This window comes from Pseudomonas sp. MPFS (assembly GCF_022537035.1).
GTDB lineage: Bacteria > Pseudomonadota > Gammaproteobacteria > Pseudomonadales > Pseudomonadaceae > Aquipseudomonas > Aquipseudomonas sessilinigenes.
On record NZ_CP066123.1, the window covers coordinates 2,043,923 to 2,070,083 of the forward strand.

Annotated in this window: 18 protein-coding genes; 10 read left to right on the forward strand and 8 right to left on the reverse strand. The window is 63.3% G+C overall.

What is annotated here, in order from left to right; translation table 11 throughout:
* The first annotated feature begins 218 nt into the window (after positions 1–218).
* Entirely contained in the window at positions 219–1,238 is a 1,020-nt protein-coding gene (locus I9018_RS09580; RefSeq protein WP_068577253.1) for a quinone-dependent dihydroorotate dehydrogenase, read from the forward strand.
* Between the two features lie 135 nt (positions 1,239–1,373).
* Here the strand turns inward: I9018_RS09580 and I9018_RS09585 are convergent, their stop codons facing one another.
* Positions 1,374–1,589: a ribosome modulation factor gene (locus tag I9018_RS09585; RefSeq protein WP_016965693.1), complete on the reverse strand. Its 216-nt coding sequence runs from the start codon at positions 1,587–1,589 to the stop codon at positions 1,374–1,376.
* 543 nt (positions 1,590–2,132) lie between these two features.
* Here I9018_RS09585 and rlmKL point away from each other — a divergent pair.
* The gene (gene rlmKL, locus I9018_RS09590; RefSeq protein WP_068577251.1) at positions 2,133–4,391 is read left to right on the forward strand and encodes a bifunctional 23S rRNA (guanine(2069)-N(7))-methyltransferase RlmK/23S rRNA (guanine(2445)-N(2))-methyltransferase RlmL; all 2,259 of its coding nucleotides are present in this window, start codon (positions 2,133–2,135) and stop codon (positions 4,389–4,391) included.
* 136 nt (positions 4,392–4,527) lie between these two features.
* Complete coding sequence (locus tag I9018_RS09595; RefSeq protein WP_241109281.1) at positions 4,528–6,927, forward strand: diguanylate cyclase; 2,400 nt, start codon at positions 4,528–4,530, stop codon at positions 6,925–6,927.
* 42 nt (positions 6,928–6,969) lie between these two features.
* Here the strand turns inward: I9018_RS09595 and dacB are convergent, their stop codons facing one another.
* The gene (gene dacB / locus I9018_RS09600) at positions 6,970–8,430 is read right to left on the reverse strand and encodes a D-alanyl-D-alanine carboxypeptidase/D-alanyl-D-alanine-endopeptidase (protein ID WP_068577247.1); all 1,461 of its coding nucleotides are present in this window, start codon (positions 8,428–8,430) and stop codon (positions 6,970–6,972) included.
* Positions 8,431–8,664: 234 nt separating this feature from the next.
* Here dacB and I9018_RS09605 point away from each other — a divergent pair, with 234 nt between their 5' ends.
* Positions 8,665–9,009 carry a YggL family protein gene (locus I9018_RS09605; protein ID WP_022643287.1) on the forward strand — a complete coding sequence of 115 codons (345 nt, stop codon included), beginning with the start codon at positions 8,665–8,667 and terminating at the stop codon, positions 9,007–9,009.
* Positions 9,010–9,157: 148 nt separating this feature from the next.
* Here the strand turns inward: I9018_RS09605 and I9018_RS09610 are convergent, their stop codons facing one another.
* A complete protein-coding gene (locus I9018_RS09610; RefSeq protein ID WP_241109282.1) occupies positions 9,158–10,348 on the reverse strand; it encodes a benzoate/H(+) symporter BenE family transporter in 1,191 nt (396 codons plus the stop codon).
* A 306-nt stretch (positions 10,349–10,654) separates the two neighbouring features.
* Here I9018_RS09610 and I9018_RS09615 point away from each other — a divergent pair, with 306 nt between their 5' ends.
* The 3 genes from I9018_RS09615 (at position 10,655) to I9018_RS09625 (ending at position 13,686) form a co-directional block, all read left to right on the forward strand.
* Positions 10,655–11,419, forward strand: coding sequence for a GntR family transcriptional regulator (locus I9018_RS09615; protein WP_241109283.1), 765 nt, complete (start codon positions 10,655–10,657; stop codon positions 11,417–11,419).
* Positions 11,420–11,615: 196 nt separating this feature from the next.
* Positions 11,616–12,590: a LysR substrate-binding domain-containing protein gene (locus tag I9018_RS09620; RefSeq protein ID WP_241109284.1), complete on the forward strand. Its 975-nt coding sequence runs from the start codon at positions 11,616–11,618 to the stop codon at positions 12,588–12,590.
* 262 nt (positions 12,591–12,852) lie between these two features.
* Positions 12,853–13,686, forward strand: a complete 834-nt coding sequence (locus I9018_RS09625; RefSeq protein WP_241109285.1) for a nucleoside-binding protein — start codon at positions 12,853–12,855, stop codon at positions 13,684–13,686.
* Between the two features lie 68 nt (positions 13,687–13,754).
* Here the strand turns inward: I9018_RS09625 and I9018_RS09630 are convergent, their stop codons facing one another.
* The 5 genes from I9018_RS09630 to xdhA form a co-directional block, all read right to left on the reverse strand.
* Positions 13,755–14,222, reverse strand: a complete 468-nt coding sequence (locus I9018_RS09630) for an SMI1/KNR4 family protein (protein ID WP_068577239.1) — start codon at positions 14,220–14,222, stop codon at positions 13,755–13,757.
* Positions 14,223–14,451: 229 nt separating this feature from the next.
* On the reverse strand, positions 14,452–15,756 hold the full coding sequence (guaD, locus tag I9018_RS09635) for a guanine deaminase (protein ID WP_241109286.1): 1,305 nt from the start codon (positions 15,754–15,756) through the stop codon (positions 14,452–14,454).
* A gap of 25 nt (positions 15,757–15,781) precedes the next feature.
* Entirely contained in the window at positions 15,782–16,624 is an 843-nt protein-coding gene (gene xdhC, locus I9018_RS09640) for a xanthine dehydrogenase accessory protein XdhC (RefSeq protein WP_241109287.1), read from the reverse strand.
* 97 nt (positions 16,625–16,721) lie between these two features.
* Positions 16,722–19,121 (reverse strand): xanthine dehydrogenase molybdopterin binding subunit, encoded by a 2,400-nt coding sequence (xdhB, locus tag I9018_RS09645; protein ID WP_241109288.1) that lies wholly within the window; start codon positions 19,119–19,121, stop codon positions 16,722–16,724.
* On the reverse strand, positions 19,114–20,568 hold the full coding sequence (gene xdhA, locus I9018_RS09650; protein WP_241109289.1) for a xanthine dehydrogenase small subunit: 1,455 nt from the start codon (positions 20,566–20,568) through the stop codon (positions 19,114–19,116). Before xdhA ends, xdhB begins: the two co-directional genes overlap by 8 nt.
* A gap of 301 nt (positions 20,569–20,869) precedes the next feature.
* Between xdhA and I9018_RS09655 the strand changes: the two genes are divergently transcribed.
* From I9018_RS09655 to zipA, 3 genes are all read left to right on the forward strand, one after another.
* Positions 20,870–21,529, forward strand: coding sequence for a GntR family transcriptional regulator (locus I9018_RS09655; protein ID WP_068577232.1), 660 nt, complete (start codon positions 20,870–20,872; stop codon positions 21,527–21,529).
* Positions 21,530–21,531: 2 nt separating this feature from the next.
* Positions 21,532–25,020: a chromosome segregation protein SMC gene (gene smc / locus I9018_RS09660; protein ID WP_241109290.1), complete on the forward strand. Its 3,489-nt coding sequence runs from the start codon at positions 21,532–21,534 to the stop codon at positions 25,018–25,020.
* A gap of 244 nt (positions 25,021–25,264) precedes the next feature.
* Positions 25,265–26,119 (forward strand): cell division protein ZipA, encoded by an 855-nt coding sequence (gene zipA, locus I9018_RS09665; RefSeq protein WP_068577227.1) that lies wholly within the window; start codon positions 25,265–25,267, stop codon positions 26,117–26,119.
* The last annotated feature ends 42 nt before the right edge of the window (positions 26,120–26,161 follow it).

Genomic DNA, 26,161 nt, shown 5'->3' on the forward strand with positions numbered 1-26,161 from the left:
CTGTGTGAAAAGCCTCTTGGCCATTCGCCCGGACGGGGTGGGAGAGGGCGCTGGCACTGTCCTTGGGCCCGGGCAAGCGTTGCCCCGGGTGGGTTGGAGCAAGAGAGCGCAAGGCATATGCCATCGACAGGCGGATTTGCGTTGGTGCCTCGCGTGCAAGCCCCGGGCGCGGCTATAATCGGCGACCTATTTCGCCGCCAACCGAGTTCATTCCGCCCATGTATACCCTGGCCCGCCAGCTGCTGTTCAAACTCTCCCCGGAAACCTCCCACGATCTGTCCCTGGACCTGATCGGCGCTGGCGGGCGTTTGGGCCTCAACGGCCTATTGTGCAAGGCCCCGGCGCAGTTGCCGGTCAAGGTCATGGGGTTGGAGTTCGCCAATCCCGTGGGGCTGGCGGCCGGCCTGGACAAGAATGGCGCGGCCATCGACGGTTTCTCCCAATTGGGCTTCGGCTTCGTCGAGATCGGCACGGTCACGCCCCGTCCACAGCCCGGCAATCCGAAGCCACGGATCTTCCGCCTGCCCGAGGCGCAAGCCATCATCAACCGCATGGGGTTCAACAACCTCGGGGTGGACAATCTGCTGGCGCGGGTGGCGGCCGCCAAGTACAAGGGCGTGCTGGGCATCAACATCGGCAAGAACTTCGACACCCCGGTCGAGCGGGCGGTGGACGACTACCTGATCTGCCTGGACAAGGTCTATGCCCATGCCAGCTACGTCACCGTCAACGTCAGTTCGCCCAATACCCCTGGCCTGCGCAGCCTGCAGTTCGGTGAGTCGCTCAAGCAACTGCTGGCAGCCCTGAGCCGTCGCCAGCAGGAGCTGGCGGCAATCCATGGCAAGCGCGTGCCGTTGGCGATCAAGATCGCCCCGGACATGAGCGACGAAGAAACCGTGGAAGTGGCCCGGGCCCTGCTGGAGACGGGCATGGACGCAGTGATCGCCACCAACACCACCCTGGGGCGCGAAGGGGTCGAGGGCCTGGAACATGGCGCCGAAACCGGCGGCTTGTCCGGTGCGCCAGTGCGGGAGAAGAGCACCCATACCGTCAAGGTCCTGGCTGCGGAGCTCGCCGGTCGCCTGCCGATCATTGCCGTGGGCGGTATTACCGAAGGCAAGCACGCCGCGGAGAAGATCGCCGCAGGGGCAAGCCTTGTGCAGTTGTACTCGGGCTTCATCTACAAGGGCCCGGCGCTGATCCGCGAGTCGGTGGATGCCATTGCGGCCATGGGCTGAGGGTTGTTGCGGGTGAGGCGGCAATAAAAAGGGCTCCTCGAAGGAGCCCCTGGGCCGAAGCCCGCCGCCCGGATGGGGCGTGCGTGGTTAAATCGTTGTGCATTCAAGTTTTTCAGGTGTCGGAATGTGCCCTGATCAGCCGACAGCGCGAAGTTCGTTGAGTCTGTGTATACCCGCAGTGCCTGTCATACCGTCCCAGTTGTCGCCGCGTCCTTCTCGCCAGCCATTGATCCAGGCTTGGCGTACCGACGGTAGAGTAAATGGGCAAAGCTCACGGGACTTGCCATTAACGCCATACTGATATCCGCGTAAAAACGCTCTTTCCAACGGATCACGCTTTAGTCTTCTCATAGGGTGTTTCCCTCACTTGTTGACTGTATATGTCCCGTCGACCTTCATAGAGGTCGGGCAGATCGGTTCTGCCGTTGGTGCTCGCTGCCGGCGTCACGAGCCTTGATGTTGACGCCGTTGCGGCGCCAACCTGTGTTGAGTTCTAACCAATAGGTCACAGCAAGTGAATGATCGTTTTGTCATAAGGACGTAACGATAATGCTGTCCAGGCCATAAGCCTGGACGGTTTTTGTATTGTGTTTGTCAAGCAAAGCCCGCTGTGGCTAGCCTCGGACTAGATGATGAGGTTAATGCTTTAGTAAGAATGTCGGACGGTTGCACTCAACTACTATTCGACGAAGGGTAGACTTATGTCATTTTATTGCCCTGACTTTTTATCTGCCCCGGCCTCTAAGTTTTTTGTCCTGCAAAAAATCATGCCAGCCGGGGTGGGGCGGCACAGTCTCGTGCCATGCGAGCGCTCTTGAAGAAAAGCGCTTGATTAAAAACCGAGCGGGCGATGCGTTGTCCGTTCACTTATTTGCCTAAGGCCCTGGTATTTCCATGTCGGATCGTTACGAACTCTTCCTCACCTGTCCCAAAGGCCTTGAAGGCCTGCTGATCGAGGAAGCCACCGGGCTTGGCCTTGAACAAGCGCGCGAACACACCTCCGCCGTGCGCGGCATGGGCGACATGGAGACAGCTTATCGCCTGTGCTTGTGGTCGCGCCTGGCCAACCGGGTCTTGCTGGTCCTCAAGCGCTTCCCGATGAAAAACGCCGATGACCTCTACCAGGGCGTGCTGGATGTCGACTGGCAGGACCACATGCTGGCCGACGGTACCCTTGCCGTGGAGTTCAGCGGCCACGGCTCGGGTATCGACAACACCCATTTCGGCGCCCTGAAGGTCAAGGACGCCATCGTCGACAAATTGCGCACGCCCACCGGTGAGCGTCCTTCGGTGGATAAGCTCAATCCGGACTTGCGTATCCACCTGCGCCTGGATCGTGGCGAAGCCATTCTCTCCCTGGACCTGTCCGGCCACAGCCTGCACCAGCGTGGCTACCGCCTGCAGCAAGGCGCCGCACCGCTCAAGGAAAACCTGGCCGCCGCGATCCTGATCCGTTCCGGTTGGCCGCGCATTGCCGCCGAGGGCGGGGCCCTGGCCGACCCGATGTGTGGCGTCGGTACCTTCCTGGTGGAGGCCGCGATGATCGCCGCCGACATCGCTCCCAACCTCAAGCGCGAGCAATGGGGATTCAGCGCCTGGCAGGGGCATGTGCCCGCGCTGTGGCGCAAGCTGCATGACGAAGCCCTGGCCCGGGCACAGGCCGGACTGTCACGGCCGCCGCTGTGGATCCGTGGCTATGAGGCCGACCCACGCCTGATCCAGCCGGGCCGCAACAACGTCGAGCGTGCCGGCCTGAGCGACTGGATCAAGATCTACCAGGGCGAAGTGGCGACTTTCGAGCCGCGTCCGGACCAGAACCAGAAAGGCCTGGTGATCTGCAACCCCCCCTATGGCGAGCGCCTGGGTGACGAGGCCAGCCTGTTGTACCTCTACCAGAACCTGGGCGAGCGCCTGCGCCAGGCTTGCCTGAACTGGGAGGCCGCGGTGTTCACCGGCGCCCCGGACCTGGGCAAGCGCATGGGCATCCGCAGCCACAAGCAGTACTCGTTCTGGAACGGCGCCTTGCCTTGCAAGCTGTTGCTGATCAAGGTGCTGCCCGACCAGTTCGTCACGGGCGAGCGTCGCAGCCCCGAGCAGCGCCAGTTGGAGCGCGAACAGGCCCAGGCCGTGGCGGATGAGCCGCCAGTGCGCCAGTACAACAAGAACGGCAACCCGATCAAACCGGCTCCGGCTCCGGTAGTCGAGCAGGCCCGCCTGAGCGAAGGCGGGCAGATGTTCGCCAACCGCCTGCAGAAGAACCTCAAGCAGTTGGGCAAGTGGGCCAAGCGTGAGGGTATCGAATGCTATCGGGTCTACGACGCCGACATGCCCGAGTATTCCCTGGCCATCGACCTGTATCAGGACTGGGTGCACGTGCAGGAGTACGCCGCGCCCAAGTCGGTGGACCCGGAGAAGGCCCAGGCTCGCCTGTTCGATGCCCTGGCAGCGATTCCCCAGGCACTCAACGTCGACAAGAGCCGGGTGCTGATCAAGCGCCGCGAGCGCCAGAGCGGCACTCGCCAGTACGAGCGCCAGGGTGCCCAGGGGCAGTTCACCGAGGTCCGCGAAGGCGGGGTCAAGCTGCTGGTGAACCTTACCGACTACCTGGATACCGGGCTGTTCCTCGACCACCGGCCGATGCGCATGCGCATCCAGAAGGAGGCGGCCGGCAAGCGCTTCCTCAACCTGTTCTGCTACACCGCCACGGCCAGTGTGCACGCCGCCAAGGGCGGAGCGCGCAGCACCACCAGCGTCGACTTGTCGAAAACCTACCTGGACTGGGCGCGGCGCAACCTGTCGCTCAATGGTTTTTCCGACAAGAACCGCCTGGAGCAGGGCGATGTGATGGCCTGGCTGGACACCTGCCGCGATGAGTTCGACCTGATCTTCATCGACCCGCCGACCTTCTCCAACTCCAAGCGCATGGAAGGGGTGTTCGACGTACAGCGCGACCAGGTGCAGTTGCTCGACTTGGCCATGGCTCGCCTGGCACCTGGCGGCGTGCTGTATTTTTCCAACAACTTCCGCAAGTTCCAGCTGGATGAAAACCTGGCTGCGCGCTACCAGGTGGAGGAGATCACGGCGAGCACCATCGACCCGGATTTTGCCCGTAACGGCAAGATCCACCGTGCCTGGAAGATCACCACTCGCTGATGACAGGATAAGTCCCCCAGGGCCTGAATTTTCAGGCCTTGGAGTGGCTTGATACTGGTCAAATTAATGGCTAATGGCTATAACTCACAACACGTTCGAATGACACCCAAACTCGCTGGCGTGATGAGTTCTACTTATGCCGTTGCATGTGGTACGCCCGAAAATCCTGGGTTTCATCAGTGAAGAAGTATCCGCCTGGCTGGTGGCCCTTTTGGTGCTGCTGGCCGGTTGCATCCTGACCGGGCTGCTGGCCTGGTCCACCTACAACCTGAACAAGCAACAGCTGCGCCAGCGCTTCCAGTTGCTGGCCAGCGAGCGCTATAGCCGTATCGAAGAACGCTTTCAGGACCAGGAGCAGCGCCTGGACGGTTTGCGGCGGTTCTTCGTCAATTCCGATCAGGTCACGCGCCAGGATTTCGATGGTTACGCCAAGCCACTGTTGCGTCGTACCCAGGCCTACGCCTGGGCGCCGCTGGTCAGTCGGGCCCAGCGCCCGGCGTTCGAGCAGGCGGTACGGGAGCAGGGCGTGGCGGGGTTCAGCATTCTGCAATTGAATGCTGCCGGCGAGATGGAACCCGCTGGCGACCAGGATGACTATGCACCGGTGCTCTACAGCCAGACCCAGAGTCCAATGGGCTCGCCGCTGGGCTACGACCTGCTGGCCCAGCCCCTGCGTCGGGCGACGCTGGAGCGTGCGCGGGAACGGGACGGCATGGCCGTCTCGCCGCCGGTGCACCTGGTGGCGGTCGATCCGGCCTATGCCAGGGGCGTGGTGCTGGCAGCGCCAGTCAGGCGCGCGGCGAACAATGCAGGCACGCTGTCGCGCCCCGATGGTTTTGTGCTGGCGGTGATCAGCCTGCGGCAACTGGTGGCCGACGGCCTGCCGGTGCCGGCCAGTGACAACCTCTCGGTGCGTATCCTCGACCTGTCCATCGAGGGCCGGCACGAGGTGCTCTATGAATCGAATAACCCGCCGATCGACAGCTACCTGACCGCTAGCCGGCTGCTGCGCCTGGCCGACCGTGACTACCAGGTGGATATCCGTCCCGGCGCGGCGTTCCTGCATGCCAATCATTTTTCCCTGGGCAGCCTGGTGATTCTAGGTGGCCTGCTCAGCGTGCTGCTCAGCGCCTTGCTCTATGTGCTGGTGAGCCAGCGGCAACGGGCCCTGACCCTGGTCGAACAGCGCACGGCACAACTGCGCAGCCGCGAGCAGGAGTTGCGCGGCACCCATAGCCAGCTGCGCAGCGTGCTCAATGCCGCCACCCAAGTGGCGATCATCGCGACCGACCTGCGTGGAGTGATCACCACGTTCAACGCGGGCGCCGAGCACATGCTCGGCTACAGCAGCGCCGAAGTAGTGGGCCACCTGACCCTGGAAAGCCTGCACCTGCCCCAGGAGCTGGAGAGCTGGGCGCAAAGCCTGAGCCAGCGCTATGGCAAGCCCATCCCGGTGTCCCAGGCGATGCTGGTGGAGGAAGGCATGATGGCCGGGCACGAGGCCAGGGAGTGGACCCTGGTCCGCCGCGATGGCAGTCACTTGTCGGTGAACATGCTGGCCACCCCGGTGCTCGATGATCAGGGGTTGTGGATCGGCCACCTGGCGATTTGCATCGATATCACCGAGCGCAAGCGCGTGCACGAGGCCCTGGCGGCCCGGGATCGCCTGCTCAAGAGACTCAGCGCCCATGTTCCTGGCGGGATCTACCAGTTCAAGATGGACGCCGATGGGCACACCAGCTTCACCTACGCCAGCGACGGTATCCGCGAGATCTACGAGATCGATCCACAACAACTGCAGGAGGATGCGGCGTTGGTGTTCGAACGTATTCATCCGGAGGACGTGGAGCGAATCACGCAGTCGACCCTGATCTCGGCGCAGAACCTGAGCCCTTGGCGCGAGGAGTACCGGGTCTGCCTGCCGGAGCGTGGCCTGCGCTGGATGCGCGGCGCGGCGAGCCCGGAGAGCTTGCCAGGTGGCGGCGTGCTATGGCACGGCTACATCTCGGATATCTCCGATCTCAAGCGGGTCGAGGAAGAGTTGCGGGCGCTGTCGGTCACCGACTCCCTGACCGGTATTTACAACCGGCGGTATTTCCAGGAGCAGTTGCAGCACGAGATGCAGCGGCTGGAGCGCAGCGGCGGCGAGATGGCGGTGATCATGCTGGATATCGATCACTTCAAGCGCATCAACGACCAGTATGGCCATGCCGTGGGCGACCAGGTGCTGCGCAGTGTCTGCGAGCGCATCGGCCGGCGCCTGCGACGCACGGATGTGTTCTGCCGCCTTGGCGGCGAGGAGTTCATGCTCCTGTGCCCGGACACCAGTGGCCGCCAGGCACTGGTCCTGGCCGAGGAGCTGTGGCAGGGGCTGAGGGGCTTGCCGATCGATCCGGTAGGGACGGTCACAGCCAGTTTCGGCATTGCCAGCTGGCATGAAGGCGAGGGGGCGGATGGTTTGCTGCTGCGGGCCGACTCCGGCGTCTATGCCGCCAAGCAGGCTGGGCGCGACCGGGTCCAGCCAGAACTGCCTTGAACCGCGACGACGGCGCGCCTGGAGCCGCCGTCGACAGCGGGATTACAGCGCCGAGGCGCTGGCGGCCAGCTTGGGCTGGCGGTACAGGTCCAGCAGGACCTGGTCCAGCACCGAGGAGGCGCCGAACGGTTGTGGGTCGTTGAGGATCGCCACCACCGCCCAGGTGTTGCCATTGTCGTCGCGGCTGTAGCCGGCGATGGCGCGGACGGTGTTCAGGGTGCCGGTCTTGATATGGGCTTCACCGGACATCGCCGTGCGCTTGAGGCGCTTGCGCATGGTGCCGTCCATGCCGGCGATCGGCATCGAGCTGATGAACTCGGCGGCGTAGGGGCTTTTCCAGGCCGCTTGCAGCAGGCCGGCCATCTCCCGGGCACTGACTCGTTCGGCGCGGGACAGGCCTGAGCCGTTCTCCATCACCAGGTGCGGCGAGGTAATGCCTTTCTTGGCCAGCCATTGGCGGATAACCCGCTGTGCGGCCTTGGCATCGTCGCCATCGGCTTCGTTGCGGTACTTGGCACCCAGGCTCAGGAACAATTGCTGGGCCATGGTGTTGTTGCTGTATTTGTTGATGTCGCGGATGACTTCCGCCAGGTCCGGGGAGAATGCCCGGGCCAGGACCTTGGCGTCCTTGGGCACCACGGCCAGGCGATCCTGGCCCTGGATGCTGCCGCCCAGTTCGCTCCAGATCGCCCGTACCGCACCGGCGGTGTAGGTGGCATGGTCCAGCAGCGACAGGTAGGTCTGCGAACTGCAGCCGTCGCCCAGTTGGCCGCCGACCGTGACGATCACACTGCCGTCGGCCTGGGTCACCGGGTTGTAGCGCACGTCTCCCGTGCATTGCTTGCCGCCCAGGGCCTTGACCTGGTTGTCGATGCGGATCTTGGCGATTGGCGGCTCCACCGATACCAATACCCGCCCGGAATCGTTGCGGGCGACAAAGCGCAGGGCCTTGAGGTTGACCATCAGCGAGTCGGGCTTGACCAGGAACGGTTTGTTCTCGTCGTTGCCATCGTCATTGAATTCCGGCAACTGCGGTTGTACGAAATAGTTGCGGTCCAGCACCAGGTCGCCCGTGACTTGTTGCACGCCGTTGGCGCGCAGGTCGCGCATCAGCAACCAGAGCTTCTCCATGTTCAGCTTGGGGTCGCCGCCGCCCTTGAGGTACAGGTTGCCATTGAGGATGCCGCCACTGAGGGTGCCGTCGGTATAGAACTCGGTTTTCCACTGGTGGGTCGGGCCGAGCATTTCCAGGGCAGCGTAGGTGGTCACCAGCTTCATGGTGGAGGCCGGGTTGACCGAGACATCGGCGTTGAAGATGGTCGGGGTGCCTGGGCCGTTCAGGGGCAGCATCACCAGGGACAAGGCATTGTCCGGGAGCTTGGCGGCCTTGAGGGCTTGTTGCACCTTCGGGGTCAGGGTGGTGTTGACGGGGGCGGCGTAGGCCTGGAACGCCAGAGGGAGGAGGGCACTGGCCAGCAGTAGTGGGCGCAACGATTTGATCATGGGAAATGGAACCCTGCAGTCGAGGGGAGAAAAGGCGAGGGGTGTAGACAAAAATCCCTCAGTGGTCATGAAAGAGTCGGCATTATGCCCCAAGGTGTAGCGGCTTGTGCCGTACCTCGGCCTGACAGGAGGGGATTTTTTTTACCAATGGCCGACCGGCGTTCCCATAGAGTCAGGCAATCGCCCGGCTAAGCTGGTAAAGTGCCGCCCGTTATTACTTATGAGGATTGTTCCATGGCCACTAACCGTTCCCGCCGCCTGCGCAAAAAACTCTGCGTAGATGAGTTCCAGGAGTTGGGTTTTGAGCTGAACCTGGATTTCAAAGAAGATCTGTCCGATGAAGCCATCGACGCTTTCCTCGACGCATTTCTCAAAGAGGCGATGGAAGCCAACGGCCTGGGTTATGTCGGCGGCGACGACTTCGGCCTGGTTTGCCTGAGCAAGCGTGGTTCGGTCAGCGAAGAGCAGCGTGCCACCGTAGAGGCCTGGCTCAAGGCTCGCACCGAGCTGACCAACGTTGAAGTCAGCCCGCTGCTGGACGTCTGGTACCCGGACAACGCGATCAACCCGACCGCGTGATGTCATGCATGGGCGGCCCGTCCGGGCCGTCCATGCGTTGTTGCCCCAGGGCAACCTGTCGATTTTCCCTAATGCTTGCCGTTTCTGCCTCGGGCCAGTCCCGGGCCTTGTCGTGGGCGCCTTTTGCCCGGCAGGCCGGGCACCGGCTTCACGCATTGCGCCAGTTCAGGATTATCAGGGTCAGGACGCCGGCAACGATGCCCCAGAATGCCGAGCCCACGGAGAACAGGGTCAAGCCCGATGCCGTGACCATGAAGGTGATCAGCGCCGCTTCACGCTCCTTGCTCTGGCTCATGGCGATGCTCAGGCCATTGATGATGGAGCCGAACAGCGCCAGGGCGGCGATCGACAGCACCAGCTCCTTGGGCAAGGCCGCGAACAAGGCGGCCAGGGTCGCGCCGAAGATCCCCGCGATGCCATAGAAGATCCCGCACCAGACCGCTGCGGTGTAGCGCTTGCCATGGTCTTCATGGGCATGGGGGCCGGTGCAGATCGCTGCGCTGATCGCTGCCAGGTTGATGCCATGGGAACCGAAGGGGGCCAGCAGCAACGAGGCCAGGCCGGTGGCGGTGATCAGTGGCGAGGCCGGTACGTTGTAGCCGTCGGCGCGCAGCACGGCGACGCCAGGCATGTTCTGCGAGGTCATGGCGACCACGAACAGCGGGATACCGATACTGATGGTGGCGGCGAGGGAGAAGTGCGGCGTGGTCCAGACCGGGGTGGCCACTTCCAGCTGGAAATGACTGAAGTCCAGCAGCCCCATCAAGCCGGAGAGGGCGGTACCGATCAACAGCGCTGCCAGCACCGCATAGCGCGGCGACAGGCGCTTGACCATCAGGTAAGTGAAGAACATGCCCAGCACCAGGCCCGTGCGATGTTGGGCGGCGACGAAGATCTCGCTGCCGATCTTGAACAGGATTCCCGCCAACAGGGCGGCTGCGAGGGAAGCCGGGATCTTTTTCACCAGGCGCTCGAAGCTGCCGGTGAGCCCGCAAATGGTGACCAGCACCGCACAGGTGATATAGGCGCCGATGGCTTCGCCGTAGGTCACGCCACCCAGGCTGGTGATCAGCAGTGCGGCGCCGGGAGTCGACCAGGCGATGGTGATGGGGGTGCGATAGCGCAGGGACAGGCCGATGCTGCACACCGCCATGCCGATGGACAGGGCCCAGATCCACGAGGAAATCTGGCCGCTGCTCAGGCCAGCGGCCTGGCCGGCCTGGAACATCAGGACCAGGGAGCTGGTGTAGCCGGTCATCATGGCGATGAAGCCTGCCACGATGGCAGAAGGCGAAGTGTCGGCCAGGGGGCGCAATTGCGCGGGAGTGGCATCGGGCATTGCTGCTGTTTCCTTGTTCTTGAAAGACGCAACGGACGGTTGTGGCCTGTTGATCCACGCCTGGGCGTGCAATGGGCAGGTACTGAGGTCCGGGGGGCAAGCCTAAACTCAAAAGTGGCGGGGCATTGCCATACAGCCGCGGCTGCAAACAGCCGTACAGTCGTGGCAGGCGAAAACAGTCGCTACTAATGATCCTCAAGGGTTGTGTACAATGTGCGCTTGTTTTAACGCGATACTTGCCAGCGACCCACCGTGGCGTATTAAAGTCACGCTGACATCGCCGCAGTCCTCCCGACCCGAGTGCCCATGAACGAACAGTTGCAACCCCTGAAGAAACAACCGCGAGCAGGCAAGGCCGGTCGCAGCGGTACCCAGGACGATATCGTCTACGCGCACATCTTCGAGGCCATCCTCGAGCAGCGCCTGGCGCCCGGCACCAAGTTGAGCGAAGAGGCGTTGGGGGAGATCTTCGGAGTCAGCCGTACCATCATCCGTCGCGCCTTGTCGCGCCTGGCCCATGAAGGCGTGGTGCTGCTGCGTCCCAACCGTGGGGCGGTAGTGGCCAGCCCGAGCGTCGAGGAAGCGCGCCAGGTGTTCCTCGCCCGGCGCCTGGTGGAGCGGGCCATCACCGAGTTGGCCGTGCAGCACGCCACCACCGAGCAGTTGCTGGAGTTGCGGCAGATGGTCAACGAGGAGCGCGACAGCTTTTCCCGTGGCGATCGCGGTGCCGGCATCCGCCTTTCCGGCGAGTTCCACCTGAAGCTGGCGGAGGCGGCGAAAAATGCCCCGCTGATCAGCTTCCAACGCAGCCTGGTGTCCCAGACTTCGCTGATCATCGCCCAGTATGAAAGCGGCAACCGCTCCCATTGCTCCTACGACGAGCACACCCAGCTGATCGATGCCATCGAGGCCCGGGATGCCGAGTTGGCGGTGAACCTGATGATGCATCACATGGATCACATCGACAGCAAGCTCAATCTCGACGAGGAAAGTGCCTCGGACGACTTGCACGCGGTGTTTTCGCACCTGCTGCAAACCAAGAAGCCAGCTCGCTCCAGCGCCAAGCTGTAACGCTCTTGCCCTGTTAAGAATCCCCCGCTCCATGGCTCATGGGGCGGGGGATTTTCGTTTGGCGAAGATGAAGAGTCGCTGGCGATAGATTGTTTTAATTTATTAGGTTAATTGTATACAGTTTCTGCCTTGAGGCCTGCGGCCGGCATTTTGCCGACCCGAGGTCGCCTTTCGTCCCGCGCAAGGAGTCCAGGGCATGAGCGGCAGAGCGCTGCGTATTCATTCTTCCGCGATCCATTATTTCGACATGGTGCGTCGCTGCCACTCGATCCGCGAGGCGGCCCGGCGCTTGAATGTCGCGTCTTCGGCCGTGAATCGGCAGATCCTCAAGATCGAGGACGAGATCGGTGCATCGCTGTTCGAGCGCTTGCCCGGTGGCTTGCGCTTGACCCTGGCCGGGGAAGTCTTCAGTCGCCATGTCAGCCTTGTGCTGCAAGACCTGGAGCGAGTGCGGCTGGAGTTCGATGCCTTGCGCGGCCTGAAGAGTGGGCATGTGGAGATCGCCACGGTGGAGGGGGCTACGGTCGAGTTGTTGCCCGCGGTGCTCAGGCGCATGCGTAGCCTGCATCCTCAGGTGACGATCGGTGTCACCGTGCAGGGCTCACAGGCGATCCCCCTGGCGCTGATCAATAACCGCGCCGACCTGGGCCTGGCGTTCGCCTTGCCCAGGGCGCCGGAGATTCGTCAACTGAGCGTCGGTCACTTTCGCCTGGGGGCGCTGGTCAGTCCCGAGCATCCCCTGGCCGACCGCGGCAGCGTGAATTTCGCCACTTGCGCCGAGCACGGCCTGATCCTGGCCAAGAGCCAGCTCTCGATCCATCACTTGCTGGCGCCCTTGCACAAAGGCCTGGGACTGTTGGACAAGCCGCCATTGCAAAGCAATTCCCTGGAGCTGGCCCGACAGATGGCCCGGCACGGCATGGGCGTGGCTTTCCAGACCCGAATCGGGGTCGACGCGGACCTGGCCAAGGGGGAGTTGCTGCACATCCCCTTGAGCGACCAGGGCGGCATCTACAGTGACCTGGGGCTTTATGCCCGCAGCGGTCGCGAGTTGCCTGGCGCGGTGGAGGTCCTGGCTCATTTGCTCGATGAAGAGATCGGTGCGCGCCAGCGCGCCGAGCGCACTTGCCGCCAGCCGGTGCTCAATGTCGATCAGCTAAGGAAGTTGTAGGAGCGAGGCGTACCCGCGATGGGCTTCAGAGCGCTGCGTTTACCCAGTCAATACGCGCCACCGTTGACGACCCTTGCGAGCAAGCTTCGCGCCTATAGGGGATCGCCTCGCTTCACTGACCGGCATTAGCCCGGTGCTGCCGTTTTGGCAGCACGCCGGGCGATATTCTGTGCTTTGGCTCCTGCGGCGCTTGTGCCGATACTGCGCCGGTCGGCAGCCAGCGAAGCTGTCATGAGCCACACCGCCACAGGACATAATAAAAATGAAAAAGGCACTACAAGGCGCGACCCTGCTGATGACCTTGGTCGGAGCGGGGCAAGCGACCGCCCTGGAATGGATGAGCAATAGCGTGGGCTTTCGCTATGGCAAGGAATTCACCAATCCCAACAACCCGCACTACATCAGCAAGCGCATCTACAGCTTCACCCACGCCAGCGGCTACCAGTACGGCAGCAACTACCTGCACCTGGACGTGCTGCTCTCCGACAACGACGACCCGCGCAAGGGCACCCACAAGGGCAGCAGCGAAGTGTATGGCGTCTATCGTCACCAGCTCTTCGCCTCACGGGTGCTGGATACGCCCCTGGGCACAGGCCTGGTCAAGGACTACGCCCTGACCCTGGGTTTCGACGCCAGCCGCAACAACAACTTGGGGTCGGCGAAGAAACGCGCCCTGGTGTTCGGCCCGACCCTGAAGTTCAACACCGTCGGTGTGTTCGACCTGAGCCTGCTGTACTACAAGGAAAACAACCATTCGGGCATCCCGGGGGCCAAGGACCCGGACCATACCTTCGACGATACCTACCTGCTCAACCTGGCCTGGATGCGGCCATTCGAGGTGGGCAGCCATGGGGCCAAGTTCCAGGGCTTCGTCAACTACATCGGGGAGAAGGGCCATGACTACAACGACCGTGACACGGCTCCGGAAACCCTGATGCGCACCTCGTTGATGTTCGCCGTGCTGCCGGGCAAGAACGTCAAGCCCAACCTCTACCTCGGGGTTGGCTACGAGTACTGGCACAACAAGTTCGGCGTGGATGGCGGCCGTGGCACTCGCACTTCGGCACCGACCCTGAACCTGGAAGTGACCTTCTAGCTGGAGCGGTGGCCCCTGGAGTCAAAGCCCCCGGGCTCGCTCAACACCGCTGATCACTGGCCGGTGCTTTACTCGTCCTCTTCCGGATCGGGCTTGAGGCCGGCCAGCAACGCCTCGAAGCTGGGGGCGAGAATCTCCGGCTCGCTACCGTCGTCGTGTCGCCACAGGCGCACCTCGGGGCCCAGGCTCGGGTCGATGATGAGTTGGTCGCCGCTGCCGTCCCCGGCGATGGCGATCACCTTCCTGCCCAGTTCCTCGCAAGGCCACTCGGAGGCCACGGCGATGCTGTAGCTGTCGTCCGGATCGTTTTCCAGGGCCAGGTAGTGGAAGGCCTCGATGGCGAAGGCGGCCTCGTCGTTCTCGAAGAAGTTCAGCGTGGGCGCGCCGCCATTGACCGTGCGCAGGAACTGCAGGTAGTCCGCGGGCAGGGTGACGCCCTGCCTGGCCTGGAATTCGGCGATCTCGTCCAGGCTCGGGATGGGCCGTTCGATGACGCAGTTCTGGTAGTAGATGCCGAGTTCGGCTAGCTCTCTCATGTGTTTTCTTCCGGTTCGGGGGCGGCCTGCGGCGATGCCCCTTGTTGCTCCATGGGGCCCGGGACAGAGCAGCAGGGCCCGGGCGACGGGGCAGATGATACGCAGTGCGGGCCCATCCGCGTGAGCGCTTTGCCGATGGTCGGCGCGAGCGTGCGCAGCAGGTTGCGACACCCTGAAAAATCCCCCGGTCGAGCGGCGTCGAGCGGGGGATGCTTGGCGTTGGGGGCGATCAGCGCTGGTGCACTTGCTGGCCGGCGGCGTAGGTCTGCAGCACGGTGCGGTCGTCGCCCAGGGTCATCAGCACGAACAAGGTCTCGGCGATGCTCTTGGCCTGTTGCAGGCGGTACTCCAGCAGTGGCGTGGCCTTGTAGTCCAGCACCAGGAAGTCGGCGTCGGTGCCGGGGTGCAGGGTGCCGATTCGTTCTTCCAGGCGCAGGGCCCGGGCGCCGCCGAGGGTGGCCAGGTACAGGGATTTGAACGGACTCAGGCGCGCGCCCTGCAACTGCATGACCTTGTAGGCCTCATTGAGGGTGTTGAGCAGCGAGAAGCTGGTGCCGGCGCCGATATCGGTGCCCAGGCCGACATTGAGCTTGTGCTTCTCGGCCATCGGCAGGTTGAACAGGCCGCTGCCGAGGAAGAAGTTCGAGGTCGGGCAGAAGGCCACCGCCGAGCCGGTCTGCGCCAGGCGCGCGCACTCGTCGTCGCACAGGTGCACGCCATGGGCGAACACCGAGCGTTCGCCCAGCAACTGGTAGTGGTCGTAGACGTCCAGGTAGCCCTTGCGCTCGGGGAACAGCTCCTTGACCCATTCGATCTCCTGCAGGTTCTCGCTGATGTGGGTCTGCAGGTAGAGATCGGGATATTCCTTGAGCAACTGGCCAGCCAGGGTCAGCTGCTGCGGGGTGCTGGTGGGGGCGAAACGCGGGGTCACTGCGTAGTGCAGGCGGCCCTTGCCATGCCAGCGCTCGATCAACGCCTTGCTGTCCTGGTAGCCGGACTCGGCGGTGTCGACCAGGTAGTCCGGGGCGTTGCGGTCCATCATCACCTTGCCGGCGATCATCCGCAGGTCGAGCTTCTGCGCGGCGCTGAAAAAGGCGTCCACCGACTGCGGGTGCACGCTGCCGAACACCAGGGCGGTGGTGGTGCCGTTGCGCAGCAGTTCCTTGATGAACACCTCGGCCACTTCGTCGGCGTGGGCCCGGTCGGCGAACTGGCTTTCGCAGGGGAAGGTGTAGGTATTGAGCCAGTCCAGCAGTTGCTCGCCGTAGGCACCGACCATGCCGGTCTGCGGCAGGTGGATATGGGTGTCGATGAAACCCGGGGTGATCAGCGCGTCCGGGTAATGGTTCACCGGTACCTCGGCGGACAGGCTCGCGAGCAGTTCGCTGGCATGGCCGAGGGCGCTGATCCGGCCGTTCTCCACCACCAGCAGGCCGTCCTCGAAGTACTCGTAGGAGGCTTCGATTCCGACCTCCGCCGGGTCGGCGATGCTGTGCAGGATGGCGGCACGGTAGGCTTTGCGAGTCTGGGACATGGTCATTCTCAAGTGTGTGGCTGTTTCAGTTCGAGGCCTGGCTGCGGCGCGAGGCCGGCAGCAGCTGGGCAATGGGTTCGGCGGTGACGCTGGGCTGGCCGAAATGGGCGTTGTAGGTGGCGATGATTTCACCGGCGATGGAGATGGCGATTTCCACGGGCAGCTTGCCCTTGACCTCGCCCAGCCCCATGGGGCAACGCATGCGTTGCACGGTAGCAGCGTCGAAGCCGCGATCGCGCAGGCGATGTTCGAACTTCACCCGCTTGGTCCTGGAGCCGATCAGGCCGAAATAGGTGAAATCGTTGCGCTTGAGCAGGGCGGCGGTCAACTCCAGGTCCAGCTGGTGATTATGGGTCATGACGATGCAATAGCTGCCTGGGGGCAGGTCGTCGATCTCGTCCACCGGTTCCTCGCTGACGATCTTGCGTACCCCCTGGGGAATCTGTTCGGGAAATTCCTGCTCCCGCGAGTCGATCCAGCGTACCCGGCAGGGCAGCGCGGCGAGCAAGGGTACCAGGGCGCGGCCGACATGGCCGGCACCGAATACGGCAATTTGCGCCTGCACCTGGCCCATGGGCTCGAACAGCAGCACCGTGGCCCCACCGCAGCACTGGCCGAGGCTGGCGCCGAGGCTGAAGCGCTCCAAATGCGTGCCCTGCTGGCCGCTGGCGAGCATCTGCCGGGCGATCTGCATGGCTTTGTATTCCAGGTGGCCGCCGCCGATGGTGTCGAAGGCCCGGCTGGCGCTGACCACCATCTTCGAACCGGCGTTGCGCGGGGTCGAGCCCAGCTCTTCGATGATGGTCACCAGCACGCAGGGTTCACCCTGGTTCTGCAGGTCGGCGAGGGCGCTGATCCAGTTGTACATGTTCACCTCTACATCGCTGTTGTCTGTTCCGGCCTCATCGCGGGCAGCCTGGTTCCTACGGTAGGAGCCAGGCTGCCCGCGACAGGCGCACCTGGGGCTAGAGCGGAGCCAGTTCGGATTCGCTCTCTACGGCCTTCGCCACCTGCAGCTGGCGCATCTGTTCACAACCCCAGAGCACCCGCTCCGGGGTCGCCGGGGCGTCGATCCGTGGCTGGTGCCGGTAGTCGCCGAGGCTGGCCACCGCATCCTTGATGGCGCACCAGGCGGCGATGCCGAGCATGAACGGCGGCTCACCCACTGCCTTGGAGTGGAACACCGTGTCTTCCGGGTTCTTGCGGTTTTCCACCAGCTTGACCCGCAGGTCCGCCGGCATGTCGGCCACTGCCGGGATCTTGTAGCTGGCCGGGCCGTTGGTCATCAGCTTGCCCTTGGCGTTCCATACCAACTCCTCGGTGGTCAGCCAGCCCATGCCCTGGATGAAGCCGCCTTCCACCTGGCCGATGTCGATGGCCGGGTTCAGCGAGGCGCCGACGTCATGCAGGATATCGGTGCGCAGCATCTTGTATTCGCCGGTCAGGGTATCGACGAGCACCTCGGCGCAGGCCGCGCCGAAGGCGAAGTAGTAGAACGGCCGGCCACGGGCCTGGGCGCGGTCGTAGTAGATCTTCGGCGTCTTGTAGAAGCCGGTGCTGGACAGCGACACCTGGGCGAAATACGCCTGCTGGATCAGTTCCTCGAAGGTCAGGATCAGCTCGCGAACCCGCACGTGGCCGTTGTGGAACTCCACATCTTCCTCGCTGACCTGGTACTTGCGCGCGGCGAACTCCACCAGCCGGTCCTTGATGGTCTGCGCCGCGTTCTGCGCCGCCTTGCCGTTGAGGTCGGCGCCGCTGGAGGCCGCGGTCGGCGAGGTGTTGGGCACCTTGTCGGTATTGGTGGCGGTGATCTGTACCCGGCCGATATCGACCTGGAACACCTCGGCCACCACCTGGGCCACCTTGGTGTTCAGGCCCTGGCCCATCTCGGTGCCGCCATGGTTGAGGTGGATGCTGCCGTCGGTGTAGACGTGGACCAGCGCGCCGGCCTGGTTGAGGAAGCTGGCGGTGAAGGAGATGCCGAACTTCACCGGGGTCAGAGCCAGGCCTTTCTTCAGCACCGGGCTGTTGGCGTTGTACAGACGGATGGCTTCGCGGCGCTCGGCATACTGGCTGCTGGCTTCCAGTTCGGCGGTCATTTCCTCGAGCATGTTGTGCTCGACGGTCTGGTAGTAATGGGTGACGTTGCGCTCGGTCTTGCCGTAGTAGTTGGCCTTGCGCACGGCCAGCGGGTCCAGGTGCAGGTGCCGGGCGATGGCATCCATGACTTCCTCGATGGCGACCATGCCCTGGGGGCCGCCGAAACCGCGATAGGCGGTGTTGGAGGCCGTGTTGGTCTTGCAGCGGTGGCCGTTGACCGTGGCGTCGCCCAGGTAGTACGAGTTGTCGGCGTGGAACATCGCCCGGTCGACGATGGAGGCCGACAGGTCCGGCGAGCAGCCGCAGTTGCCCGCCAGCTCCAGCTGGATGCCGTGCAGCCGGCCGCTATCGTCGAAGCCCACGTCGTATTCGATGTAGAAGGGGTGGCGCTTGCCGGTCGTCAGCATGTCCTCGACCCGGGGCAGGCGCATCTTGGTCGGCTGGCCGGTGAGGCGCGCGATCACCGCGCACAGGCAGGCAGGGCTGGCAGCCTGGGTTTCCTTGCCGCCGAAGCCGCCACCCATGCGGCGCATGTCCACCACGATCTTGTTCATCGAGACATCCAGCACCTCGGCCACCAGCTTCTGCACTTCAGTGGGGTTCTGGGTCGAGCAGTAGACGATCATGCCGCCGTCCTCGGTGGGCATCACCGAGGAGATCTGGGTCTCCAGGTAGAAGTGTTCCTGGCCGCCGATGTGCAGGGTGCCCTGGATGCGGTGCCTGGCGCTGGCCAGGGCGCTGGCCGAGTCGCCGCGCTGGTGGGTGTGGCTGTCGAGCACGAAGTGGCGCTTGCGCAGGGCCTCGACCACGTCCAGCACCGGCTCCAGGTCTTCGTACTCGATGATCGCCGCCATGGCGGCCTGGCGTGCGGTATCCAGGTCTCCGGCGGCCACCGCCAGCACCGGCTGGCCGACGTATTGCACGGTATCGATGGCCAGCAACGGGTCGCCGGGCAACAGCGGGCCAATGTCCTTGAGGCCGGGAATGTCCTCGTGGGTGATGACGATGCGTACCCCTTCGAAGGCATGGCAGGGCGCGGTATCGATGCTGATGATCCGGGCGTGGGCGCGGTCCGAGAGCCGGGCATAGACGTGCAGCTGGTTGGGGAATTCCAGGCGGTCGTCGATGTACACCGCTTCGCCGGAGACGTGTTTTTCGGCGCTGTCGTGCCTGACGCTGCGACCGACGCCGGTGGTCAGGTCCTGGCGAAACAGGGCCGTGAGTTCGTCCTGGGTCTTTTCGACCTTGTGCTGGTTAGACATGAGCGGTCACCCGGGTCTCGATGTGCGGTGTGTGCAGTTCGATGAAGTACTTGCGCAGCAGGTTCTGCGCGCTCAGCAGGCGGTATTCCTTGCTCGCGCGAAAATCCGAGAGCGGCGTGAAGTCCTGGGCCAGGGCCGCGCAAGCCTGCTCGATGCTCGCCTGGGTCCAGTTGGCGCCGGTCAGGACCGCCTCGCAGTGCCTGGCACGCTTGGGAGTGGCGGCCATGCCGCCGAAGGCGATGCGCGCTTCCTTGATCACGCCGTCGACTATCCGCAGGTTGAAGGCTGCACAGACCGCGGAGATATCGTCGTCCAGGCGCTTGGACACCTTGTAGGCGCGGAACTGGCGCTCGGCGCTGGCGCGGGGCACGATGATCTTCTCGATGAACTCGCTGTCCTGGCGGGCGGTGACCCGGTAGTCCATGAAGTAATCCTCCAGGGCCAGGGTCCGGCGCACCTGGCCCTTGCACAGCACGATCTGTGCGCCCAGGGCGATCAGCAGCGGCGGCGAGTCGCCAATGGGCGAGGCGTTGCCGATATTGCCGCCCAGGGTGCCCTGGTTGCGGATCTGCAGCGAGGCGAAGCGTTGCAGCAGTTCGCCGAAGTCCGGGTACTCACCGCGCAGGGCGTCGTAGCAATCGGTGAGGGGAGTGGCCGCACCGATTTCCAGGCGGTCGTCGAAGTACTCGATACGCTTGAGCTCGGCGATATTGCCGACGTAGATCATCACGGGCAGGGTGCGGTGGAACTGCGTCACCTCCAGTGCCAGGTCGGTGCCGCCGGCCAGCAGGCGGGCCTGGGGATAGGCGTCGTAGAGGTCGGCCAGGTCGGCGACGGTCAGGGGCACCAGGCAGCGCTTGTCGCCGCTGTTGAGCTCGCCGGTGTCCTTGGGGGCAATGGCCTTGAGGCGGGCGATGGTCTCGGCCTGGCGCGTGTCGAACTGATCGCACTGACCGCTGCTGCACGCCTGCTGCGCCGCCGCGAGGATGGGGCGGTAGCCGGTGCAGCGGCAGAGGTTGCCGGCCAGGGCTTCGTGGGCCTTGTGGCTGTCGGGCTGGCTGCTGTTCTTCTGCAGGGCGAACAACGACATGACGAAACCCGGGGTGCAGAAGCCGCACTGCGAGCCGTGGCAGTCGACCATGGCCTGCTGCACGCTGTGCAGGCGGCCCTGATGCTTGAGGCCTTCGATGCTGATCAACTGCTTGCCGTGCAGGGACGAGACGAAGGTCAGGCACGAGTTGAGGCTGCGATAACGAATGGATTCACCGCCCTGGGCGTCCACCTGCAACTCGCCGACCACTACGGTACAGGCGCCGCAGTCACCGCTGGCACAGCCTTCCTTGGTGCCGGGCTTGCCCAGGTGTTCGCGCAGGTAATTGAGCACGGTCAGGTTCGGGTCCAGGGCATGCTCGCTACGGAGCTCCTGGTTGAGGAGAAACTGGATCACGGAAGGCCTCGCAGACTCATTATTGTTGTTAAGCGACGTGAGCCGAATTTAGTCATGTCTGACTTTTCGGTCAATTATTTTCTGACTTAAAGGTCAGGAAATTTCATCGCCCAACAATTCAAGTATGACCAAGATCCCGGGGCGCGCCGGTGCGGGGTTGGAGGCTGGGTGTCCGTGGCCGACCAATAGCCGCTTATCTGCCGGTTTCATGGCAAATTCCGCTGCCGTGGCACTCCGCGCCGGGGTATCAATTGCGCTACACTTCGCCGCTTGTGCCGATTAAAGATTTTGAAGGAAAACCATGACGTTCAAGGCGCCGGACAGCCTCGCCGAGCAAATTGCTCACCACCTCGCCGAACGTATCATTCGCGGGGATCTCAAGCCTGGTGAGCGCATTCAGGAACAGAAGGTCACCTTGGCCCTCAATGTCAGTCGCGGCTCGGTCCGCGAGGCCTTGCTGATCCTGGAGCGCCGCCATTTGATCGCCATCCTGCCGCGCCGTGGCGCCCACGTGACCGAGCTCACCGAGCACAAGGTCCGTAGCCTCTGCACCCTGATGGGCGAGATGTACATCCTGCTGGGCAACTCGGTGGCCACTGGGTGGCAGCAGCAGAGCGAAATGGCGCCTTTCCTGCAGATCCAGCAACGCCTGGAGAGCGCCTACCAGGGCCAGGATATCCGTGCATTCGTCGAAGACAGCTTCAACGTGATGCGTGCGGCCTATCCCTTCGCCAACAATCCGTACCTGCAGGAGACCGTCGAGAACCTGCAGCCGGCCATGAGTCGCGCCTATTACCTGGCGCTGGACCAGCGCAAGGCGTCCATGAGCGAGTACCTGGCACTGTTCGAGCAATTGCTGGCTGCGGTACTGGCCCGTGACCTGGCGCAGATCCGCCGGGTGCTGACGGCCTACGGCCAGCGCAGCAGCGACCTGGTGGTGTCTGCCCTGGCGGATGCGTAAACGTGCGACTCAAGTGCATCAAGCTGGCGGGGTTCAAGTCCTTCGTCGATCCGACCACGGTCAACTTCCCCAGTAACATGGCGGCGGTGGTCGGGCCCAATGGCTGCGGCAAGTCGAACATCATCGACGCCGTGCGCTGGGTCATGGGCGAAAGCTCTGCCAAGAACCTGCGTGGCGAGTCGATGACCGACGTCATCTTCAATGGCTCCACCAGCCGCAAGCCGGTGAGCCAGGCGAGCATCGAGCTGGTATTCGACAATTCCGATGGCACCCTGGTGGGTGAGTACGCGGCCTATGCGGAGATCTCCATTCGACGCAAGGTGACCCGCGACAGCCAGAACAGCTACTACCTGAACGGCGCCAAGTGCCGTCGCCGCGACATCACCGACATCTTCCTCGGCACCGGCCTCGGGCCACGCAGCTACTCGATCATCGAGCAGGGCATGATCTCCAAGTTGATCGAAGCCAAGCCCGAGGACCTGCGCAACTTCATCGAGGAAGCCGCCGGCATCTCCAAATACAAGGAGCGTCGGCGCGAGACGGAAAACCGTATTCGCCGCACCCATGAGAACCTGGCCCGCCTGACCGACCTGCGCGAGGAGCTGGAGCGCCAGCTCGAGCGCTTGCACCGCCAGGCCCAGGCTGCCGAGAAGTACCAGGAATACAAGGCCGAGGAGCGCCAGCTCAAGGCGCAGCTGTCGGCCCTGCGCTGGCAGGCGCTGAACGAGCAGGTGGGGCAGCGCGAGTCGGTGATCGGCAGCCAGGAGATCAGCTTCGAGGCACTGGTGGCCGAACAGCGCAATGCCGATGCCGCCATCGAGCGCCTGCGTGATGGTCACCACGAGCTGTCCGAGCGTTTCAACCAGGTGCAGGGGCGCTTCTATTCGGTTGGAGGCGATATCGCCCGGGTCGAGCAGAGCATCCAGCACGGCCAGCAGCGCCTGCGCCAGTTGCAGGACGATCTGAAAGAAGCCGAGCGCGCGCGCCTGGAGACCGAGTCGCACCTGGGGCATGACCGCACCTTGCTGGCGACCCTGGGCGAAGAGCTGGCGATGCTCGAGCCCGAGCAGGAGGTCAGCAGTGCGGCTGCCGAGGAAGCCGCGGCGACCCTGGAAGAGTCCGAGACCACCATGCATGGCTGGCAGGAGCAGTGGGATGCCTTCAACCTCAGCTCCGCCGAGCCAAGGCGCCAGGCGGAAGTACAGCAGTCGCGCATCCAGCAACTGGAAGCCAGCCTGGAGCGCCTGGCCGAACGCCAGCGGCGCCTGGGCGAAGAGCGCGAGCAACTGACCGCCGATCCCGAAGATGCGGCGATGCTCGAACTCAACGAACAACTGGCCGCCAGTGAGGCGACCCTGGAGGATTTGCAGGCTAGCGAAGAGTCCCAGGTCGAACGCCTGGAGCAACTGCGCCAGCAACTGCAGCAGGCCAGTCAGGCCCAGCAGCAGGCCCAGGGTGAATTGCAACGACTCAACGGGCGCTTGGCCTCATTAGAGGCCTTGCAGCAGGCCGCGTTGGACCCAGGCACCGGCACCGCCCAATGGCTGCGTGAGCAGCAACTGGCCGAGCAGCCACGCCTGGCCGATGGCATGCAGGTGGAGGCGGGCTGGGAACTGGCGGTGGAAACCGTACTGGGCGCCGATCTGCACGCGGTGTTGGTCGAGGATTTCTCCGCTATCGACCTGGCGGGTTTCGAGCAGGGCGATCTGCGTCTGTTGAGCCTGCCAGGCGAGCTTTCATCCATGCCAGGCAGCTTGTTGGACAAGGTGCAGTCCCAGGTCGACCTGGCGCCCTGGCTGGGCCAGGTCAAGCCGGTGGACAGCCTGGAGCAGGCCCTGGCCCTGCGTGGCCAGCTGGCTGCGGGGCAGAGCCTGATCAGTCGCGATGGTTACTGGGTCGGCCGGCATTTTCTGCGGGTGCGTCGGGCCAGCGAGGCGGAAAGTGGCGTGTTGGCCCGAGGCCAGGAGATCCAGCAACTGCTTCTTGAGCGCGATGAGCGCGAAGCCAGTGTCGAGGACCTGGAAAGCCAACTGCTTAACCTGCGGGCCCAGCAGCGCCAGCAGGAAAACGGTCGTGAGCACCTGCGGCGCCTGTTACAGGACGAAGCTCGCCAGCAAGGTGAGTTGAAGGCTTTGCTCTCGGCTGGTAAGGCCAAGGCCGAGCAGTTGAACCTGCGCCGCAGTCGCCTCGATGAAGAACTGCTGGAGCTGGGTGAGCAGCGCGAGCTGGAGCACGAACAGATTGGCGAGGCGCGCCTGCAGTTGCAAGAGGCCCTGGACAGCATGGCGCTGGACACCGAGCAGCGCGAACTGCTGCTGGCCCAGCGCGACAGCCTGCGTGAACGCCTTGACCGGATACGCCAGGAGGCTCGCCAGCACAAGGACCATGCCCATCAGTTGGCCGTGCGCATGGGTTCGCTCAAGGCCCAGCACGACTCTACCCGCCAGGCGCTGGAGCGCCTGGAGATGCAGTCGGAGCGCCTGACCGAGAAGCGTGAGCAGTTGAGCCTCAACCTGGAGGAGGGGGAGGCCCCGCTGGAAGAATTGCGCCTCAAGCTCGAGGAGTTGCTGGAAAAACGCATGAGCGTGGATGTCGAGCTCAAGAGCGCGCAGATCGCCATGGAGGATGCCGATCGAGAGTTGCGCGATGCCGAGAAGCGCCGTAACCAGGCCGAGCAGCAATCGCAATTGATCCGTGGGCAGCTGGAGCAGCAGCGGATGGAGTGGCAGGCCCTGAGCGTGCGGCGCAAGACCTTGCAGGAGCAATTGCTGGCCGACGGCTATGATCTGGAGGGCGTGCTGGCCACGCTCACGGGAGAGGCCAGTGAACAGGCCGCCGAGGAAGAGCTGGAGCGGATCGCTGCGCGAATCCAGCGGCTGGGCGCCATCAACCTGGCGGCCATTGACGAGTACCAGCAGCAGTCCGAGCGCAAGCGCTACCTGGATGCCCAGGATGCCGACCTGGTGCAGGCTCTGGAGACCCTGGAAAACGTCATCCGCAAGATCGACAAGGAAACCCGCAATCGTTTCAAGGACACCTTCGACCAGATCAATGGTGGTTTGCAGGCATTGTTTCCAAAAGTTTTCGGTGGCGGCAGCGCTTATTTGGAACTGACTGGCGAAGATCTACTCGATACAGGGGTGACAATCATGGCGCGTCCTCCTGGCAAGAAGAACAGCACCATTCATTTGCTCTCCGGTGGTGAAAAGGCTTTGACCGCACTGGCCCTGGTATTCGCTATCTTCAAGTTGAACCCGGCGCCTTTCTGCATGCTCGACGAAGTTGACGCTCCGCTGGATGACGCTAACGTTGGACGCTATGCAAAGCTGGTCAAAGAGATGTCGCAGACAGTGCAGTTCATCTATATCACCCACAATAAGATCGCCATGGAAATGGCTGACCAGTTGATGGGGGTGACGATGCACGAACCGGGATGTTCGCGTCTGGTGGCCGTGGATGTCGAGGAGGCGATGGCGATGGTGGACGCCTGAGTCCGCAGGTTTGAGGTGGCTGTCGGGGGCAAGTTGGGGATTTTCCCTTATTGCGCAAGATATTGGCCCTGAGCATTGCGACAGACGGTGTAAAGTTGTCTTTGGTCGTGCTAGTTTAATGTCAATTTTTCCTATGCGTGGGCAAAACGCCATTCAGAACATAGAGTTGGCGCCACGTTTTAAAGCGGTTTGCAGATTGTAAACCTCTTATTTTTCAGCATTTTTTATAGAGGCACGGGATTACATGGAAATCGGTCTGCGCGAGTGGCTGATCGTCATCGGCGTTATTGTTATCGCCGGTATTCTTTTTGATGGCTGGCGGCGCATGCGCGGCGGCAAGGGCAAATTGAAGTTCCGCCTTGATCGCAATCTTTCCAATTTGCCGGATGACGATGGCAATGCCGAATTGTTGGGGCCATCCCGCGTGCTGGATACCCATAAGGAACCGCAGCTGGATGAGCATGATCTGCCTTCGGTGAGCATGCCGGCGCGCGAACCGCGCGAGAGCGCCTCGCCCAAGCGTGGCAAGCGTGCCAGCGAGCCGCAGCAGGGCGACCTGAACCTGGATCTGGATCTGGACAACGGCCCGAGCTTCAGCAGCCGTGACGACGATTTCCCGGCCGATGAAGGCAAGGCGTCCAGCCATGGCGACAAGGACCAGCCACAGGCCGAGGAAGTGCTGGTAATCAGCGTGATCTGCCGCGATGCCGCGGGCTTCAAGGGCCCCGCGCTGCTGCAGAACATTCTCGAAAGTGGCCTGCGTTTTGGCGAGATGGATATCTTCCACCGCCACGAAAGCATGGCCGGCAATGGCGAGGTGCTGTTCTCCATGGCCAACGCGGTCAAGCCCGGGATTTTCGATCTGGATGATATCGATCACTTCAGCACCCCGGCTGTGAGCTTCTTCCTCGGCTTGCCAGGTCCGCGTCATCCAAAGCAGGCGTTCGATGTCATGGTGGCCGCCGCGCGCAAACTGTCCCAGGAGCTCAATGGCGAGCTCAAGGACGATCAGCGCAGCGTCCTGACTGCCCAGACCATCGAGCACTACCGCCAGCGCATCGTCGAGTTCGAGCGCCGCGCCTTGACCCAGAAACGTTGAATCTCTGGGCGCTGGCCAGTCACTGCGGATCTATCCTGTAGG

Coding starts and splice junctions, on each gene's coding strand:
- I9018_RS09585 (WP_016965693.1), bottom strand. CDS start 1,589: ATGAGAAGACTAAAGCGTGATCCGTTGGAAAGAGCGTTTTTACGCGGA.
- I9018_RS09630 (WP_068577239.1), bottom strand. CDS start 14,222: ATGAGAGAGCTAGCCGAACTCGGCATCTACTACCAGAACTGCGTCATC.
- I9018_RS09595 (WP_241109281.1), top strand. CDS start 4,528: ATGCCGTTGCATGTGGTACGCCCGAAAATCCTGGGTTTCATCAGTGAA.
- rlmKL (WP_068577251.1), top strand. CDS start 2,133: ATGTCGGATCGTTACGAACTCTTCCTCACCTGTCCCAAAGGCCTTGAA.
- guaD (WP_241109286.1), bottom strand. CDS start 15,756: ATGTCCCAGACTCGCAAAGCCTACCGTGCCGCCATCCTGCACAGCATC.
- xdhB (WP_241109288.1), bottom strand. CDS start 19,121: ATGTCTAACCAGCACAAGGTCGAAAAGACCCAGGACGAACTCACGGCC.
- zipA (WP_068577227.1), top strand. CDS start 25,265: ATGGAAATCGGTCTGCGCGAGTGGCTGATCGTCATCGGCGTTATTGTT.
- dacB (WP_068577247.1), bottom strand. CDS start 8,430: ATGATCAAATCGTTGCGCCCACTACTGCTGGCCAGTGCCCTCCTCCCT.
- I9018_RS09655 (WP_068577232.1), top strand. CDS start 20,870: ATGACGTTCAAGGCGCCGGACAGCCTCGCCGAGCAAATTGCTCACCAC.
- I9018_RS09625 (WP_241109285.1), top strand. CDS start 12,853: ATGAAAAAGGCACTACAAGGCGCGACCCTGCTGATGACCTTGGTCGGA.
- I9018_RS09610 (WP_241109282.1), bottom strand. CDS start 10,348: ATGCCCGATGCCACTCCCGCGCAATTGCGCCCCCTGGCCGACACTTCG.
- I9018_RS09605 (WP_022643287.1), top strand. CDS start 8,665: ATGGCCACTAACCGTTCCCGCCGCCTGCGCAAAAAACTCTGCGTAGAT.
- xdhC (WP_241109287.1), bottom strand. CDS start 16,624: ATGTACAACTGGATCAGCGCCCTCGCCGACCTGCAGAACCAGGGTGAA.
- I9018_RS09620 (WP_241109284.1), top strand. CDS start 11,616: ATGAGCGGCAGAGCGCTGCGTATTCATTCTTCCGCGATCCATTATTTC.
- I9018_RS09580 (WP_068577253.1), top strand. CDS start 219: ATGTATACCCTGGCCCGCCAGCTGCTGTTCAAACTCTCCCCGGAAACC.
- I9018_RS09615 (WP_241109283.1), top strand. CDS start 10,655: ATGAACGAACAGTTGCAACCCCTGAAGAAACAACCGCGAGCAGGCAAG.